This is a genomic window from Orlajensenia leifsoniae, assembly GCF_004570845.1.
Taxonomy (GTDB): domain Bacteria; phylum Actinomycetota; class Actinomycetes; order Actinomycetales; family Microbacteriaceae; genus Orlajensenia; species Orlajensenia leifsoniae.
Map to the genome: position 1 here is coordinate 590,781 of NZ_SPQZ01000002.1, position 14,940 is coordinate 605,720.

Annotated in this window: 16 protein-coding genes and 1 tRNA gene; 10 read left to right on the forward strand and 7 right to left on the reverse strand. The window is 69.0% G+C overall.

Going from position 1 to position 14,940, the window contains the following annotated elements:
• Positions 1–3: 3 nt before the first annotated feature.
• The 6 genes from E4M00_RS06830 to E4M00_RS06855 all read left to right on the forward strand — a co-directional run bounded on the left by E4M00_RS06830 (position 4) and on the right by E4M00_RS06855 (position 6,650).
• Complete coding sequence (locus tag E4M00_RS06830; protein WP_135119673.1) at positions 4–1,197, forward strand: PucR family transcriptional regulator; 1,194 nt, start codon at positions 4–6, stop codon at positions 1,195–1,197.
• A gap of 95 nt (positions 1,198–1,292) precedes the next feature.
• Complete coding sequence (locus E4M00_RS06835) at positions 1,293–2,213, forward strand: ACP S-malonyltransferase (RefSeq protein WP_135119674.1); 921 nt, start codon at positions 1,293–1,295, stop codon at positions 2,211–2,213.
• 13 nt (positions 2,214–2,226) lie between these two features.
• Positions 2,227–3,231: a beta-ketoacyl-ACP synthase III gene (locus tag E4M00_RS06840; protein WP_135119675.1), complete on the forward strand. Its 1,005-nt coding sequence runs from the start codon at positions 2,227–2,229 to the stop codon at positions 3,229–3,231.
• Positions 3,232–3,292: 61 nt separating this feature from the next.
• A complete protein-coding gene (locus E4M00_RS06845) occupies positions 3,293–3,541 on the forward strand; it encodes an acyl carrier protein (protein ID WP_055818711.1) in 249 nt (82 codons plus the stop codon).
• A gap of 117 nt (positions 3,542–3,658) precedes the next feature.
• A complete protein-coding gene (locus tag E4M00_RS06850; RefSeq protein WP_135119676.1) occupies positions 3,659–4,894 on the forward strand; it encodes a beta-ketoacyl-[acyl-carrier-protein] synthase family protein in 1,236 nt (411 codons plus the stop codon).
• A gap of 229 nt (positions 4,895–5,123) precedes the next feature.
• Positions 5,124–6,650 carry an MFS transporter gene (locus E4M00_RS06855; RefSeq protein ID WP_135119969.1) on the forward strand — a complete coding sequence of 509 codons (1,527 nt, stop codon included), beginning with the start codon at positions 5,124–5,126 and terminating at the stop codon, positions 6,648–6,650.
• Positions 6,651–6,733: 83 nt separating this feature from the next.
• Here E4M00_RS06855 and E4M00_RS06860 read toward each other — a convergent pair whose 3' ends face one another.
• Positions 6,734–7,255 (reverse strand): DUF3145 domain-containing protein, encoded by a 522-nt coding sequence (locus E4M00_RS06860; RefSeq protein WP_056162593.1) that lies wholly within the window; start codon positions 7,253–7,255, stop codon positions 6,734–6,736.
• Positions 7,256–7,475: 220 nt separating this feature from the next.
• Here E4M00_RS06860 and E4M00_RS06865 point away from each other — a divergent pair, with 220 nt between their 5' ends.
• Positions 7,476–8,045, forward strand: a complete 570-nt coding sequence (locus tag E4M00_RS06865) for a PadR family transcriptional regulator (protein WP_167756839.1) — start codon at positions 7,476–7,478, stop codon at positions 8,043–8,045.
• Positions 8,046–8,074: 29 nt separating this feature from the next.
• On the opposite strand, the gene E4M00_RS06870 is transcribed toward E4M00_RS06865, so the two are convergent.
• Together E4M00_RS06870 and E4M00_RS06875 are read right to left on the reverse strand one after the other, a co-directional pair.
• Entirely contained in the window at positions 8,075–9,838 is a 1,764-nt protein-coding gene (locus E4M00_RS06870) for a bifunctional 3'-5' exonuclease/DNA polymerase (RefSeq protein WP_135119678.1), read from the reverse strand.
• A 52-nt stretch (positions 9,839–9,890) separates the two neighbouring features.
• Positions 9,891–10,154 (reverse strand): hypothetical protein, encoded by a 264-nt coding sequence (locus E4M00_RS06875; protein WP_135119679.1) that lies wholly within the window; start codon positions 10,152–10,154, stop codon positions 9,891–9,893.
• Positions 10,155–10,293: 139 nt separating this feature from the next.
• Between E4M00_RS06875 and E4M00_RS06880 the strand changes: the two genes are divergently transcribed.
• Positions 10,294–11,214, forward strand: coding sequence for a DNA-3-methyladenine glycosylase family protein (locus E4M00_RS06880; RefSeq protein WP_135119680.1), 921 nt, complete (start codon positions 10,294–10,296; stop codon positions 11,212–11,214).
• A gap of 12 nt (positions 11,215–11,226) precedes the next feature.
• A complete protein-coding gene (locus E4M00_RS06885; protein ID WP_135119681.1) occupies positions 11,227–11,790 on the forward strand; it encodes a dihydrofolate reductase family protein in 564 nt (187 codons plus the stop codon).
• A gap of 27 nt (positions 11,791–11,817) precedes the next feature.
• Here E4M00_RS06885 and E4M00_RS06890 read toward each other — a convergent pair whose 3' ends face one another.
• Positions 11,818–12,003: a hypothetical protein gene (locus E4M00_RS06890; protein ID WP_135119682.1), complete on the reverse strand. Its 186-nt coding sequence runs from the start codon at positions 12,001–12,003 to the stop codon at positions 11,818–11,820.
• A 126-nt stretch (positions 12,004–12,129) separates the two neighbouring features.
• Here E4M00_RS06890 and E4M00_RS06895 point away from each other — a divergent pair, with 126 nt between their 5' ends.
• Positions 12,130–12,477 (forward strand): UBP-type zinc finger domain-containing protein, encoded by a 348-nt coding sequence (locus E4M00_RS06895; protein WP_135119683.1) that lies wholly within the window; start codon positions 12,130–12,132, stop codon positions 12,475–12,477.
• Between the two features lie 30 nt (positions 12,478–12,507).
• Here E4M00_RS06895 and E4M00_RS06900 read toward each other — a convergent pair.
• From E4M00_RS06900 to E4M00_RS06910, 3 genes are all read right to left on the reverse strand, one after another.
• Positions 12,508–12,581, reverse strand: a tRNA-Ile gene (locus E4M00_RS06900).
• 6 nt (positions 12,582–12,587) lie between these two features.
• Entirely contained in the window at positions 12,588–13,847 is a 1,260-nt protein-coding gene (locus E4M00_RS06905; RefSeq protein ID WP_240036896.1) for a glycosyltransferase, read from the reverse strand.
• Between the two features lie 92 nt (positions 13,848–13,939).
• The gene (locus tag E4M00_RS06910; RefSeq protein ID WP_135119684.1) at positions 13,940–14,881 is read right to left on the reverse strand and encodes a DMT family transporter; all 942 of its coding nucleotides are present in this window, start codon (positions 14,879–14,881) and stop codon (positions 13,940–13,942) included.
• Between the last annotated feature and the right edge of the window lie 59 nt (positions 14,882–14,940).

Below are 14,940 nucleotides of genomic sequence, written 5' to 3' on the forward strand. Positions count from 1 at the left end.
ACAGTGCCCACGACGCCGCGCACCAAGAAGGAGACGCTCGCCTGGCTCCGCACGATCTCAGGCGAGCTCTCCACTGCGACCATCAAGCGCCTCGAGGACACGCTGCCCTGGTACGGCGACATGCCGCCGGGGCGGCGGTCCGCGGTGGGCCTGGTGGCGCAGGCCGGCATCACCTCGTTCATCTCCTGGTACGACGACCCGAAGTCGATCCCGTGGATCGCGGCGGACGTGTTCGGAGCAGCTCCCCGTGAGCTGCTCCGTTCGGTGAGCCTCCAGCAGACGCTGCAGCTCATCAGGGTGGTCGTCGAGGTCGTCGAGCACCGCGTCAAGGACGGCAGCGTCGACCTCCGCGAGGCGATCCTGCTCTACTCGCGCGAGATCGCCTTCGCGGCAGCCGACGTCTACGCCCGTGCAGCCGAGGCTCGCGGGCTCTGGGACGCCAGGCTCGAGGCCCTCGTCGTCGATTCGATCCTGTCGGGCGAGTACGACGACGAGCTGCCGAGCCGAATCGCCGCCCTCGGCTGGCACGGACACGGTGCCGTCGCCGTTCTCGTCGGGACCACGCCCCGGATGCTGGACGTCGACGTGCTGCGTCGTGCAGCACGCCACATGGCAGCCGATGTGCTCATCGGAGTGCAGGGTGGCCGTCTCGTCCTCGTGATCGGGCGCGCCCGCCCCGAGGCGCGCGACGGAGAGGACTCCGAGCCGGCAGCGTCACTCGGATTCATGGACATCGCGAAGGCACTGGAGCCGCACTTCGGCGACGGGCACCTGGTGCTCGGTCACGAGGTGCCGAACCTCGTCGACGCCTCCAAGAGCGCCAAGGCCGCCCTGGCCGGGTTCGCCGTGGCTCGCGCGTGGCGCAATGCGCCGCGCCCCGTGCAGGCCGACGACCTGCTTCCCGAGCGAGCCCTCGCCGGGGATCCGCTCGCGCGGGCCACGCTCATCCACCGCATCTACCGGCCGCTCAGCGCGCACTCGACCGAACTGCTCAACACCCTGTGGAGCTACCTCGACAACGGTCGTTCCCTCGAGGCGACCGCCCGCGAACTCTTCGTGCACCCGAACACGGTGCGCTACCGCCTCAAGCGCGTCTCCGAAGTCATCGGCTGGGACGCCACGGGCTCGCGTGAGGCGCTCATCCTGCAGGCGGCCCTCGTGCTCGGAGCCATCAGCGACCCTGACCGCCGCGGCTGAGTCGGCGCCACCATGTGCGCCACGAACAAACGATCGGCGGAATCCTTGGTGAACCTCGACATCGCGCAGCGCCCAGCGGTTGGCAGACTGTACAGGTGATCGTCGTCGTCTGCCCTGGACAGGGCTCGCAAACCCCCGGTTTCCTCGCACCCTGGCTCGAGGTGCCCGAGAACGCCTCACTCATCGCCGAGTACTCGGAAGCGGCGGGCCTCGATCTGGCCGCGCACGGCACCACCTCAGACGCCGACACCATCCGCGACACGGCCGTCGCCCAGCCCCTCATCGTCGCTGCCGGCCTCGTCGCCTTCTCCTCCCTGGTGAAAGCCGCCGGGCGCGAGCGCATCGGCGGCGTGGCCGGGCACTCGGTCGGCGAGATCACCGCCGCCGCCGCCGCCGGCATCCTGAGCACCTCCGACGCCATGCAGTTCGTGAGCGAGCGTGCCGTGGCGATGGCTCAGGCCGCCGCCGCGATGCCCACCTCGATGAGCGCGGTTCTCGGAGGCGACGCCGCCGATGTCGTGGCGAAGGCCGAGTCGCTGGGGCTTCAGGCGGCCAACTACAACGGTGGCGGCCAGATCGTCGTCGCCGGCGCGGCGGACTCCCTCGCCCGGCTCGCGGACGAGCCGCCGGCAGGTGCGCGCGTCATCCCGCTGCAGGTCGCCGGCGCATTCCACACCCGTTACATGGAGTCGGCGCGCACGTGGCTCGCCGGTGCCGTCGACGGCTACGCGACCTCCGACCCCACCCTTCCGATCTGGACGAACAACGACGGTTCACGGGTCGAGTCGGGCGCGAAATACCTCGAGCTCCTCGTGACCCAGGTGGCGTCCCCCGTACGCTGGGACCTCACCATGGAGTCTCTCGCTGCTGCGGGAGTCACCGGAATCATCGAACTCGCTCCGGCCGGCGCGCTCATCGGGCTCGCCCGTCGCGGCCTGAAGGGCATCCCCAGCGTGGGCATCAAGACCCCGGACGACCTCGACGCCGCCGTCGCGCTCATCGAGCAGAACGCCTGACACGAGAGAGACCATGACAGTCCCCACCCTCACGCAGGCCACAGGCCCGGCCTTCACCCGCATCTACTCGATCGGCGCCGCACGCGGTGACCTCATCGTGCCGAACGACGACCTGGTCGGCCCGATCGACTCCTCCGACGAGTGGATCCAGCAGCGCACGGGCATCGTCACGCGCACCAGGGCCTCGGCCGGGGTGTCGGCAACCGATCTCGCGACCGCCGCTGCCCGGGAGGCCATCGCCAAGTCGGGAGTCGAGGCGTCCAAGATCGACCTCGTGCTCATCGCCACGATCAGCAACGTGCAGCAGACGCCGTCGATGGCCGCCGTCGTCGCCGACAACGTGGGCGCCAACCCCGCGGCCGCCTACGACCTGAACGCCGCCTGCGCCGGCTACACCTACGCGATCGCCCAGGCCGACGCCCTCATCCGCGCCGGTGCCGGCCACTACGCGCTGGTCATCGGCGCCGAGAAGCTCTCCGACGTCGTCGACCCCACCGACCGCTCGATCTCGTTCCTGTTGGGCGATGGAGCAGGCGCCGTCGTGATCGGCCCGAGCGACGCTCCCGGCATCTCCGCCACGGTGTGGGGCTCCGATGGATCGAAGGCGGATGCCGTCGGCATGAACGGGACCCTCACCGACTTCCGCGACGGCAAGGCCGAGTGGCCCACGCTTCGCCAAGAGGGCCAGACCGTGTTCCGTTGGGCCGTGTGGGAGATGGCCAAGGTGGCGAAGGAAGCGATCGACGCCGCCGGCATCACCGTGGACGACCTGTCGGCCTTCATCCCGCACCAGGCCAACATGCGCATCGTGAACGAGTTCGCGAAGCAGCTCAAGCTCCCGGAGTCCGTCGTCATCGCGCGCGACATCGAATCGACCGGCAACACGTCGGCCGCCTCGATCCCCCTCGCCACCCACCGCCTGCTGCAGGGCCACCCCGAGCTGAGCGGCACACTGGCGCTGCAGATCGGCTTCGGCGCCGGACTCGTGTTCGGCGCGCAGGTCGTCGTCCTTCCCTGACCCACTCGCCGTCACCCCTAAACTGAGTGACGGTCAAACGAAACCCCCCAAGGAGATAACAATGGCATTGTCCACCGAAGAAGTTCTCGCCGGCCTGGCCGAACTCATCAACGACGAGACCGGCATCGCAACCGACACGGTTGAGCTGGACAAGTCGTTCACCGACGACCTGGACATCGACTCCATCTCGATGATGACGATCGTCGTCAACGCTGAAGAGAAGTTCGACGTGAAGATCCCCGACGAAGAGGTCAAGAACCTCAAGACCGTCGGCGACGCCGTCTCCTTCATCGTGAAGGCCCAGGACTAGTCACGTTCGTCGCGGACGGGCCGGACCACCTCTGGTGAGTCCGGCCCGCCACCTCGGCCCGCGTGCGCACTCCCGCGTCGCGCGCCTGGAAAGATCCTCCCGGAGAGTTCAACCGTTATGACCAAGAAGATCGTCGTCACCGGAATCGGTGCAACGTCCCCCCTCGGCGGAAACGCGACCGACAGCTGGTCGAACCTGCTCGCCGGGATGTCGGGCGCCAGCGCCCTCCTGCAGCCGTGGGTCGAAGAGCTCGCGCTGCCCGTCACCTTCGCCGCACAGTCCGCCGTCAAGACCGCAGACGTGCTCGAGCGTCACGAGACCAAGCGCCTCGACCCCTCGAGCCAGTTCGCCCTCATCGCCGGGCGCGAGGCCTGGGCCGACGCCGGCTCCCCCGAGGTCGAGCCCGAGCGTCTCATGGTCGACTGGTCGACCGGCATCGGCGGCGTCTGGACTCTCCTCGACGCCTGGGACACCCTGCGCGAGCGCGGTCCCCGTCGCGTGCTGCCCATGACCGTTCCCATGCTCATGCCGAACGGCCCCGGAGCGGCCATCGGCATGGACCTGCATGCTCGCGCCGGCATCCACACCGTCGTCTCCGCCTGCGCCTCCAGCACCGAGGCCCTCGTCAACGCCTACAACCACCTGCAGGCCGGCCTCGCCGACGTCGTGATCGCCGGTGGTTCCGAAGCGGCGATCCACCCGCTGCCCATCGCGGCCTTCGCCTCCATGCAGGCGCTGTCGAAGCGCAACGACGATCCGGCGACGGCCTCCCGCCCCTACGACGTCACTCGCGACGGCTTCGTCCTCGGTGAGGGTGCGGCAGCCCTCGTCGTCGAGACCGAGGAGCACGCCAAGGCTCGTGGCGCACGTATCTACGCCGAGCTCGTCGGCGGATCCGTCACCAGCGACGCCTACCACATCACGGCTCCCGACCCCGAGGGCTCTGCCGCGGCCCGGGCCATGCTGGCCTCGATCTCGGGAGCGGATGCCTCCATCGGCGACGTCTCGCACATCAACGCCCACGCCACCAGCACCCCCGTCGGCGACATCGCCGAGTACAACGCTCTGCGGCGCGTGTTCGGTGACGCGCTCGACGGAATCCCCGTCTCGGCGACCAAGGCCTCGACCGGCCACCTGTTGGGCGGCGCCGGCGCCATCGAGGCGATCTTCACGGTGAAGGCTCTCGCCGAGCGTGTCGCGCCGCCGACGATCAACCTCACCGAGCAGGACCCCGAGATCCCGCTCGACGTCGTGACGACCCCGCGCGACCTCGGAACCGGAGACCTGCTGGCGATCAGCAACTCGTTCGGCTTCGGCGGCCACAACGCCGTCGTCGCGTTCCGCTCGGTCTAGTCACCGGTTGGTCCTGTCGCACAGGGGGGCGCGCGTGATGATCCGCCGTCCCCCTGTCGACGACGTGCAGACGCTGGCACCATCGTGTCCGAAGGCGTGACAATCACTCCGATTCGGGTCTAGGTTCTAGGAAGACCGCGGCGTCGCTCGGAAGGGGACTCTGGTGAGCAGTCCCGAGACGGACAAGGGCACGGCCACTTTCAACGGCAGGCTGGCGCTCCTGCTCGCGATGGCGATGTTCGTCCTCGTGGTCGACACGTCGATCATGAACGTGTCGATCTCGGCCGTCGTACGCGACATCGACACGACGGTCAGCGGGCTGCAGTCGGCCATCGCCCTCGAGGCGCTCGTGTCGGCGGCGTTCATCCTCATCGGGAGCAAGGTCGGCGACCTCATCGGACGCAAGAAGGCCTACGTCATCGGCCTCCTCTGCTACGCGACGGGAGCCGTGGCGATGGTTCTGGCGCAGTCGCTGGTACCCATCATCATCTTCTGGGCTGTGATCGGCGGACTCGGCGCTTCGCTGCTCCTGCCCTCCATGCAGTCCCTCATCCACGGCAACTTCGAGGGTGCGGCGCAAGCTCGGGTCTACGCGACGGTCGGGGCATCCGCCGCTATCGCAGCAGCGGTCGGCCCCCTGATCGGCGGGTTCATCACGACCTTCCTGTCGTGGCGGGTCGCCTTCGCCCTCGAGGCAGTCGTCATCGTCATCGTGCTGAGCGGGATCAAGCTCGTGCACGATGTGCCGTACACGGGTTCCCGGCAGGTCGATGCCCTCGGATCACTGCTCTCGGTCGTCGGAATGGGCGGGATCGTCATCGGCATCCTGGTCTGGCAGGAGGGAGGCGAGGCGGTCGGCATCCTGATCGCCGTCGGCGTGTTCGGTCTCGGCGCCCTCGCCTACTGGCTCGTGCGGCGCAAGCGCCACGGCAAGCCGACCCTGATCGATCCCGACCTGTTCCGCTCCAAACTCTTCCGGCTCGGGGTCAGCGGCCAGCTGATGCAGCAGATCGCACTCGGCGGAACGATGATCGTGCTGCCGATCTACCTCCAGATGGTGCTCGGCTACAACGCGCTGCAGGCCGGCCTGTCGATCGCTCCGCTGTCACTGACCATGTTCGGCGTGGCGATGCTCGCCGGGAAGCGCGTCGGTCGACGCCGCCCGGCCACGCTGATCCTCTGGGGATTCGTGCTCCTGACGGCCGGCCTGGTCATCCTCATCCCGGTGGTGCCGCGGGCGGATTCCGGGTGGTGGCTCCTGGTCCCGTTGATCATCTCCGGATGCGGCCTCGGGCTGCTCGTCTCCCAGCTCAACAACTACACCCTGTCGCCGATCTCCGACGAACGCGTGAGCGAGGCCGCCGGAGTGAACTCGGCCGCCGGTTCGTTCGGGCTGTCGTTCGGTCTCGCGTTCGCGGGCGCGATCATGCTCGCCTCGCTCTCGCTCATCTTCACCTCCATGGCCATGTCGAGCGATGTGCTCCCCGCCGACGAGAAGCAGCAGGTCTCCCAGGTGCTGGAGGAGGACGCCGAGATCATGTCGAACACGGCGCTCGAGGAGCTCCTCGTCGGTCAACCCGAGGAGATCCAGGACGAGATCATCCGGATCAACACCGACGCGCGCCCCATCGCGCTCCAGATCGCCCTGCTCATCCCGATCCTGGCCGGCTGCATCGGGCTGATCAACGGTTTCCGGATGCGCCGGCTCCCCGACCCCAAGTCCAGCGGCGCGGGCGAGGGCATGCTCCTCGGCTGACCTGCCCCGCACGCACCCGATGCGTACAGAAGCCCCGCGCTGTATTCAGCGCGGGGCTTCTGAGTTCGTGGAGCGTCGAGAGCTCAACCGACCTTGTGCAGCCAGATGACGGCGGCGTCATCGGAGGCGTGCCTGAAGACGTCGAGCTCGTCATCCCAGGCCTGTCCGAGAGCCACTCGCAGCTCGTTGTGCAGGTCGATGGCATTGAGCCCGGCGTTCTCCATCGCGGCACGGATGCGATCCTCGGAGATCACCATGTTGCCCGCGCTGTCGGTCTGGGCGAAGAAGACGCCGAGGTCGGGCGTGTGCATCCAGCGGCCGCCGTCGGTACCGGGGCCCGGGTCCTCCGTCACCTCGTAGCGCAGGTGCTCCCAGCCGTGCAGGGCCGAGGCGATGGCCGCTCCGGTGCCGGAGTCGCCCTCCCAGTAGAACTCGGCGCGCTGCGCGCCCTTGAGCACGGGCTGGTCGACCCAGGAGAAATTGACGGCGCGCCCGAGGGCACGACCTGTAGCCCACTCGACGTGCGGGCACAGTGCCCGCGGCGACGAGTGGACATAGACAACGCCCCGCGCAGTCGGTGCCTGACGGGCAGCTGGTGACGCCATGGTGCTCTCCGTTCGTGTGAGGTACGTCTTCCCCAACGACCTCGACCACGGATACCACGGCGATTGTGTGTGAACTTGTGCGGCCAGAGGCCGATACAGCAGATTATGCCTCACTTTCCTGATGGATGACAACAGTGTCATTCGGCCAGTCGGATGCCGGTTCCCCGGCGGCCGCAGAAGGTATGCTCGGTATGGATTTCTCAGGAGCGCGGAGGTGCCGGTGTCGGTCAGGAACGGTCTGCTCGCCGTGCTCACCCTGGGTCCGGCCTACGGCGCCCAATTGCACGCCGAACTCGGCGACAGGCTCGGTCATCGGCGCACCGTGAACATCGGCCAGGTGTACGCGACCCTCGAACGGCTCGGCGTGCAGGGCCTGGTGCGGGCGGCCGGCGTGACGGATGACGGACTTCCTCTGTACCGCATCACCGACGACGGCCAGCGGCAGGTCGAATCGGCACTCGTCGAAGCACCAGACGGCGCACCGGACTGGGCCGAGATGCTCGACGCCGTGCTCATGGCCACGTCCCTGCCCGGCGCCGACGCTCGGGAGCTGCTGGTCTCCTACCGGGAGCGCTGGCGGGCGATATCCGGAACCGCAGCAGACGGCACCAGCAGGAGCACCGCACAGAGCAGGCTCTCGGGGCGAGCGGATGCCGCTCTCTCAGCCGCCGCCCTCGGGTGGCTCGATGGTGTCGAGGCGGAGCTCGACGGCCTCTCCGGAGGGCACGACTCCGAGCTCGCTCGCGGCTACAGCACCACGCGACCGCGTCGGGGCAGGCCGAGCGCCTGAGCGCACCGCGCGCCGGTTGACGGGCCCGCTCATTTGGCCTCGGCGTAGTCGTCGACGATCGCCGCGCCGAGCGGGAAGTCGACTGGGAAGCTTCCGAAGAGCAACCGGCCCGCTGCCTCGGCGGCGAGTCGCACCTGCTCCGCGACGGCATCCGCCAGGGCCGCCGGGGTGTGCACCACGATCTCGTCGTGCAGGAAGAAGACCTGGTGCGGGCGTCCGGCGAAGACCGTGCCGGCGAGGGGACCGCTGGAGGCCGGCCCCTGCCCCGACGTCGACCCGGGTTGATCCGGCATCGCGAGGAGCGCGGTTCGCAGCTCCGCCATCCAGCACAGCGCCCATTCGGCTGCCGTGGACTGCACCACGAAGTTGCGGGTGAACCGTCCCCACTCGCGGGCACTGCTGCGCGCTCGCCTCTCGTCGGCCTCGGAGGCATCGGCGGCGCTCGCCTGCGACTGCACGTCGAACCAGGCTGCAGGCGGCAGCGGGGACGACCTCCCGAGCCACGACGTGACGCTCTCTCCGCGCTCACCCGCGCGGGCAGCCTCCTCGACCAGAGCGATCGCCCGGGGATAGGCCCGCGTCAGCCGGGGCATCAACCGTCCGCTCTCCCCCGTCGTCGCCCCGTACATGGCGCCGAGCATGGCCACCTTGGCATGGGCCCGGGTCTCGACGACTCCCGTCGCCTGGATGCCGGCATAGAGGTCGACGCCGCGGCCTGCCGCGGCCATGGCGGTATCGGCCGACAACGCCGCGAGGATGCGCGGCTCCAGCTGGGCGGCATCCGCCACCACGAGCTTCCAGCCGGGATCGGCGCGCACGGCCGAGCGCACCTGCCGCGGCAGCTGGAGCGCGCCGCCGCCGTTCGTCGCCCAGCGGCCGGTGGCTGCTCCGCCGGGCACGTAGTCGGGACGGAAACGACCGTCGACGATCCACGCCTCCATCCAGGTCCAGCCGTTGGCAGAGAGCAGCCGCGCCAGCTTCTTGTACTCGAGCAGGGGTCCGATCACCGGGTGCTTGATCTCCCGCAGCTCCCACTGGCTCGTCGACGCGGCGTTGATGCCGCTGCGGCGCAGCGCCCGGAGCAGTTCCTGAGGCGAATCCGGGTTCAGCTGCTCGTCGTCGACGGCGGAGCGGATGGCGAGGACGAGCTCGTGCATGCGTGCCGGGCGCGCTCCGGCTGCCGGCCGCGGGCCCAGCGCCTCGGTGAGCACCTCGTCGTGGCGTTCGATGCTCCACGGCAGGCCCGCTGCGCGCATCTCGACCGCGATCAGCGCCCCGGCCGACTCCGCCGCGAGCAGCAGTCGCAGTCTGCCGGATGCCGCGGACCCGCGCACGGTCTCGAGCTGGCGGCGCCACTCGGCCAGGGTCTCGTCGACGGCGTCGGTCGGAGCGGCGACGTCATCGCCGGTGCCGGCGTCGAGCTCGACGTCGAACAGCGCGGTGTGGGTGGCCGGCGGGCGCTCGATCGCCGGCGCCGCGTCCCAGGCGCTGCGGGGCGCCTTCGAGAGCGCGCTGCCGCGTGTGAGCGTCGAGAGCCTGAGGATCGCGTGGGCGAGCCTCAGGTCGTGGCACCGGGCGACGCGCACACCGTGGCGCAGCAGCCGCGGGTACCAGCGGGCGGTGTCGTCCCAGACCCAGCGGGCCGCCGGGTCGGCCGCCGACTCGAGGCGAGCGAACGTGGCGAGGGCCGCGTCGTCGGCGTGCTGCATCCGTTCACCGACGGCAGTGCCCTCGGCGTCGAAGGCCTGCGTCGACGAAGCGCCCGAAGAGAGGCGGCCGACGATGAAGTGCACCCCACCATTCTCTCGGTTGACACGGACACCGCGGACCGCGCCGGGGTGACGATCAGGACGTGGGAACCGCCGTCTGCACCGTGCCGCGCCAGATCGAGTGGCTCTCGTCGGTGGGAGTCAGCTCTCCGACGTCGAGCATGCGACCGCGGAGCTTGGTGCGTACCTGGCGAACCGCCGAGCGCACCCCATCGATTTCCGGCGGGAGCACGATCGTCTCGATGTCCTCGGAGTCGGCATCCTGCAGCACCGCGCGCCAGCGCTGGTCGAAATCGTGGAACAGCTCGATCGTCACCGGCTGTCGGGCCTCTTCGCTCATGTCGCGATCCTGTCACGAAGACGCCCATCGGCGCGAGAGCCGGTTTGCCCCTGTGCACTCTGCCCGGAGCCGGCCAGGAGCTGGAGATCCGTCGAGCGTCGCAGGGTTCGTTCAGTGTCGGAGGATGCAGACTGGAGGTATGGCTCCCGACGCGACACTGACGTGGCGCCCTCGGCACGCCACCGACGTACGCCTCACCGTGGCCCGCCTCGGGCGCGGCGCCTCGGACCCCACCCACGGGTTCGCGCCCGACGGTGCCCTCTGGCGCACGACTCTCACCAGCGACGGTCCTGCGAGCATGCGCATCAGCCGCGACGGCGACGGGGCGCTCAGGTGCCAGGCCTGGGGGCAGGGGGCGGATGCCGCGGTGACGACCGCTCCGGCACTGCTCGGCGGCGACGACGATCCGAGCTCCTTCGAACCCGGACACCCCGTGATCACCGACGCCCATCGACGCCATGCGGGCCTGCGCATCCCGAAGACCGGCCGCGTGTTCGAGGCCCTGGTGCCGGCCATCCTCGAGCAGAAGGTGATCACGCTGCAGGCCACGGCCTCGTGGCGGCACCTCGTACGGCGATACGGCAGCGTCGCCCCAGGTCCCACGCCGGGACCGATGCTCGTGGTGCCGTCGCCGCGGACGTGGGCGATGATCCCGTCGTGGGAGTGGCACAAGGCGGGCGTCGACCCGCAGCGCTCCCGCACTGTCGTGACGGCGGCGCGCGTCGCGGATCGCCTCGAGGAGTGCTCGCAGCTCGCTCCTGCGGCCGCTGAGGCGCGCCTCCGGGCCGTACCCGGCATCGGCGTCTGGACGGCGGCCGAGGTCGCCCAGCGCGCCCTCGGAGACGCCGATGCCCTCTCCGTCGGCGACTACCACCTGGCGAACTACGTCGGTCACGCCCTGTACGGTCGTGACCGGTTCAGCGACGAGGACATGGTGCAGGCGCTCGAGTCCTGGCGCCCTCATCGCTACAGGCTCGTGCGGCTGCTTCAGGCGCACGGCGTGCCCGGACCTGCGCGTCGCGGGCCCCGCATGGAGTTCGTAGACCACCGTTCACGCTGAGAGAGGCATCCGATGGCCCGCTTGATCTGGTCGGGTATCCAATCGCTCGACGGCTACGTCGCCGACGCCTACGGCGATTTCGACTGGAGCGCCCCCGACGAGGAGGTGCATGCGTTCGTCAACGAGCGCGAGCGCGGCATCGGCACCTACCTCTACGGCAGGCGCCTCTACGAGGTGATGAAGGTCTGGCAGGACATCGATGAGACGTTCCCCGACGTATCCCCCGCGATGCTGGACTATGCCCGACTCTGGCGGGAGGCCGACAAGGTGGTGTACTCGACGACGCTGAGCACGGTGCCGCTCCCGAGGACTCGACTCGAGCGGCGGTTCGACGTCGACGCCGTGCGCCGTCTCGTGGCCGACGCCGACACCGACGTGGGAATCGGCGGCGCTGAACTCGCAGGTCTCGCCGTGCGTGCCGGACTCGTCGATCAGTACCAGCTCTACGTGAACCCCGTCATCGTCGGAGGTGGTTCGAGGTATCTCCCACCGGAGGTGCGCGTCGACCTAGAACTGACCGACGAGCATCGCTTCTCGAACGGCGTGGTCTACCTCGAGTACCGACGGCGCGGGTGACGACGCCCGCGCGGGGGTGTCAGGAGGTCAGCGCTTCTTCTTCGGCAGCGGCTCGATGGCGCCGGTGATCTGCACCCGTTCGCCCACCGGAGGAGCGACATCCGTCGCCGCGGCCCCGAGAGCCCGGTAGCCCTCGTCGTGGGACCACCGCGCACCGTCCCACCACCAGATCGCGGTGTCGACTTCGTACCAGCCGGCGGCAATAGGGGGCATCCCCAGAGACTATGAGGGCGGCTCGGCGGCGGTAAGTCCGCGTCCGGGTGGCACCGGTTCGGGGAGCCGCTCTGGTCAGGCCGGCCACGCTCATGGCAGGATGCGATGGACGACGAGGAGTTGCCCATGCACGCGAATTCCGCCATCGATCCCTCCGTGCCGCCGGCCTCGGAGGGCTGTTCCGCCTGCGAGTCGGACGGCGGGTGGTGGCTGCACCTGCGACGGTGCACGACCTGTGGATCCATCGGATGCTGCGACAGTTCGCCGGCACAGCATGCCACGGCCCACTTCACCGAGACCGGGCATCCGATCGTGCGCAGTTTCGAGCCCGGGGAGAGCTGGTTCTGGAACTACGAGAGCGACGCGTACACCGAGGGGCCGGACCTCGCTCCGCCCGTCGCGCGCCCGGACGGGCAGGGATCGCCCGCCCCGAGGGATCGCGTGCCTGCAGACTGGCGCAACCTGCTGCACTGACCGCAGGGTGCCTGCTCTCGGGCGTTGAAGTAGGGCGGACGGGACTTGAACCCGTGACCGAACGATTATGAGTCGCTTGCTCTAACCAGCTGAGCTACCGCCCCGCGCGACTACTCGGGGGTGGTCGCGTTGGTGATGTCGGTCACGGGATCCGTGACCGGCTCACCACGATACAGGCTCTCGAAAGTCGAGAGCGTGCGCTGGATGTCGTGCGGCACGATGAGCTGCACCGACTCCTTCTTCATGGCCTGGTACACCTCGGGAGACGCCGTCAGCACCTCGGTGAGCTTCGCCGCGAGGTCGTCGGGATTGCTCGGTTCGAAGAGGTGCCCGTTGACCCCGTCGTGCACGAGGTGCGGCAGCGCCATCGCGTTCGCCGCCACGACGGGGAGGGCCGAGGCCATGGCCTCCATTGTGGCGATGCTCTGCAGCTCGGCGATCGACGGCATCGCGAAGACCGAGGCCCGCGAGTAGGCCTCACGCAGCTGCTCGTCAGTGACGTAGCCGCGGAAGGCGACGCGATCGGCGATGCCCAGCTCACGCGACAGGTGCTGCAGGTTCTTGAACTGGTCGCCACCTCCGACGATCTCGAGCTTGGCGTCGAGTTCGGCCGGAAGCAGCGTCATGGCCTTCAGCAGGACGTCGATCTGCTTCTCGCCGGTCACGCGACCCACGAACAGGATGCGGTTCTCTGTGCGCGGCTCCCACGACGGCGAGTAGCGATCTGCGTCGATGCCGCACGAGATGGCGTGAACGCCACGCAGCCCCGTGGAACGTTCGAGGAACTCGGCAGCACGCTTCGTCGGCGTCGTCACGGACTCGGCACGGCCGAACGATCGACGAGCAGCCTTCCAGGCGAGGCCGATGGCCCACTCCTGCCAGGCCTTCGGGATGAGCGTGAACTCGAGCATGTTCTCGGGCATGAAGTGGTTCGTGCCGATGATGCGGATGCCGCGCTTCTCTGCCTGGATCGACATGCCGCGGCCGACGATGATGTGCGACTGGAAGTGCACGACATCCGGCTTGATCTCGTCGATGATGCGGGCACTGTTCTGGTTGATGCGCCACGGCATCACGAAGCGCAGCCAGTCGTGCGGGTACCAGCGCAGGCTGAAGAGGCGGTGAGCGGTGATCTTCTGCCCCTCGTACTCCTCGGTCCACGTGCCGTGCTTGCTGCTGGCGGCCGGCGCCATGACGTGCACGTCGTGGCCGCGGGCCGCGAGTCCGGAGGCGAGGCGTTCCGCGAACTTGGCCGCACCGTTGACGTCGGGCGAGAAGGTATCGGCGCCGATGAGGACGGTGAGGGGCTTCCTCGCGGTCTCCGCGCTGTCCGCGTGCGCGGAAGCAGTCGAACCGGGGGTGTCAGTCAAGTGGGATGTCCCTACGTATCTCGGCCGAGGTGATGGATCGGCGGGATGTGGACGCCGGGCGCTGTGGCGCCACCGGCGTTGTGGTGCCTATTCTAAACGGTTCCATCGGATGACGCGGCTGGAGTCGGTGGCTCGTCGACGACGAGATTGGTCTGAGGGTGGTGCTTCGACAGCAGGAACACGCCCCAGATGGCGATGGCCCCGACGAGCGCGAAGGCCCAGAGGGCCCACGGCGGAGCCTGCGAGGCCTCGTCGAGCACGACGATGCCGATCGTGACGGCCACGAGCGGGTCGATGACGGTCAGGCCGGCGATCACGAGATCCGGCGGGCCGGAGGAATAGGCGTTCTGCACGAAGTAGGCGCCGAGGGCTGCTGCCCCGATGAGGCCGAGCAGACACAGCACAGTGAGCCACGTGAAGTTCTCGGCCTGCAGGCGGCTGATGACGACCTTGGCGAGAGTGGCGACGAAGCCGTAGAGCACGCCGGCGCCGATGATGTAGAACAACGCCTTGAAGCGCTTGCGCAGGAACGCGAACGTCACGGCGAACAGCACGAGCACGACGGCGAGGATCGTGAGGATGGTGATCAGATCGGCATCCGAGACCGGCTTGTCGACGGCGGTGAACGCGGCGATCGTCACGAACAGGCCGACGCCTGCCACGCAGAGGCAGATGGCGAAGATGGAGAGACGGTTGAGTCGCACGTGCGAGACCCGGGCGTTGATGATCGCCGTGATCACGAGGGCGACAGCACCCAACGGCTGCACCACGATCAGGGGCGCCAGCGAGAGGCTGAACAACTGCAACACGATGGCTGCGCCGAGCATCGCCGTACCGAGCACCCAGGACGGCCGTCCGAGGAGCGCCAGCAGCTGACGCAGGGTGAGGCCGCCGCCGGTGTCGCCGAGCGATTTCTCGACCTTGCCGACCCCGCGATACTGCAGCTGGGCCCCGATCGACAGGAAGACTGCGCCGATCAGGGCGAGCACGATCCCGAACACCTGGGCCGGGTTCTGCGTGAACACCTCGGTCACGTCTTCAAATCCTCCGCCGTTGAACACCTGTCGACCCTAACCCGAGCGCCGCCGATATC

Excerpts from the sequence above, each read along its gene's own strand:
- E4M00_RS06840 (WP_135119675.1), top strand. The coding sequence starts at position 2,227 with ATGACAGTCCCCACCCTCACGCAGGCCACAGGCCCGGCCTTCACCCGC.
- E4M00_RS06845 (WP_055818711.1), top strand. The coding sequence starts at position 3,293 with ATGGCATTGTCCACCGAAGAAGTTCTCGCCGGCCTGGCCGAACTCATC.
- E4M00_RS06850 (WP_135119676.1), top strand. The coding sequence starts at position 3,659 with ATGACCAAGAAGATCGTCGTCACCGGAATCGGTGCAACGTCCCCCCTC.
- E4M00_RS06855 (WP_135119969.1), top strand. The coding sequence starts at position 5,124 with ATGGCGATGTTCGTCCTCGTGGTCGACACGTCGATCATGAACGTGTCG.
- E4M00_RS06860 (WP_056162593.1), bottom strand. The coding sequence starts at position 7,255 with ATGGCGTCACCAGCTGCCCGTCAGGCACCGACTGCGCGGGGCGTTGTC.
- E4M00_RS06875 (WP_135119679.1), bottom strand. The coding sequence starts at position 10,154 with ATGAGCGAAGAGGCCCGACAGCCGGTGACGATCGAGCTGTTCCACGAT.
- E4M00_RS06880 (WP_135119680.1), top strand. The coding sequence starts at position 10,294 with ATGGCTCCCGACGCGACACTGACGTGGCGCCCTCGGCACGCCACCGAC.
- E4M00_RS06885 (WP_135119681.1), top strand. The coding sequence starts at position 11,227 with ATGGCCCGCTTGATCTGGTCGGGTATCCAATCGCTCGACGGCTACGTC.
- E4M00_RS06890 (WP_135119682.1), bottom strand. The coding sequence starts at position 12,003 with ATGCCCCCTATTGCCGCCGGCTGGTACGAAGTCGACACCGCGATCTGG.
- E4M00_RS06895 (WP_135119683.1), top strand. The coding sequence starts at position 12,130 with ATGCACGCGAATTCCGCCATCGATCCCTCCGTGCCGCCGGCCTCGGAG.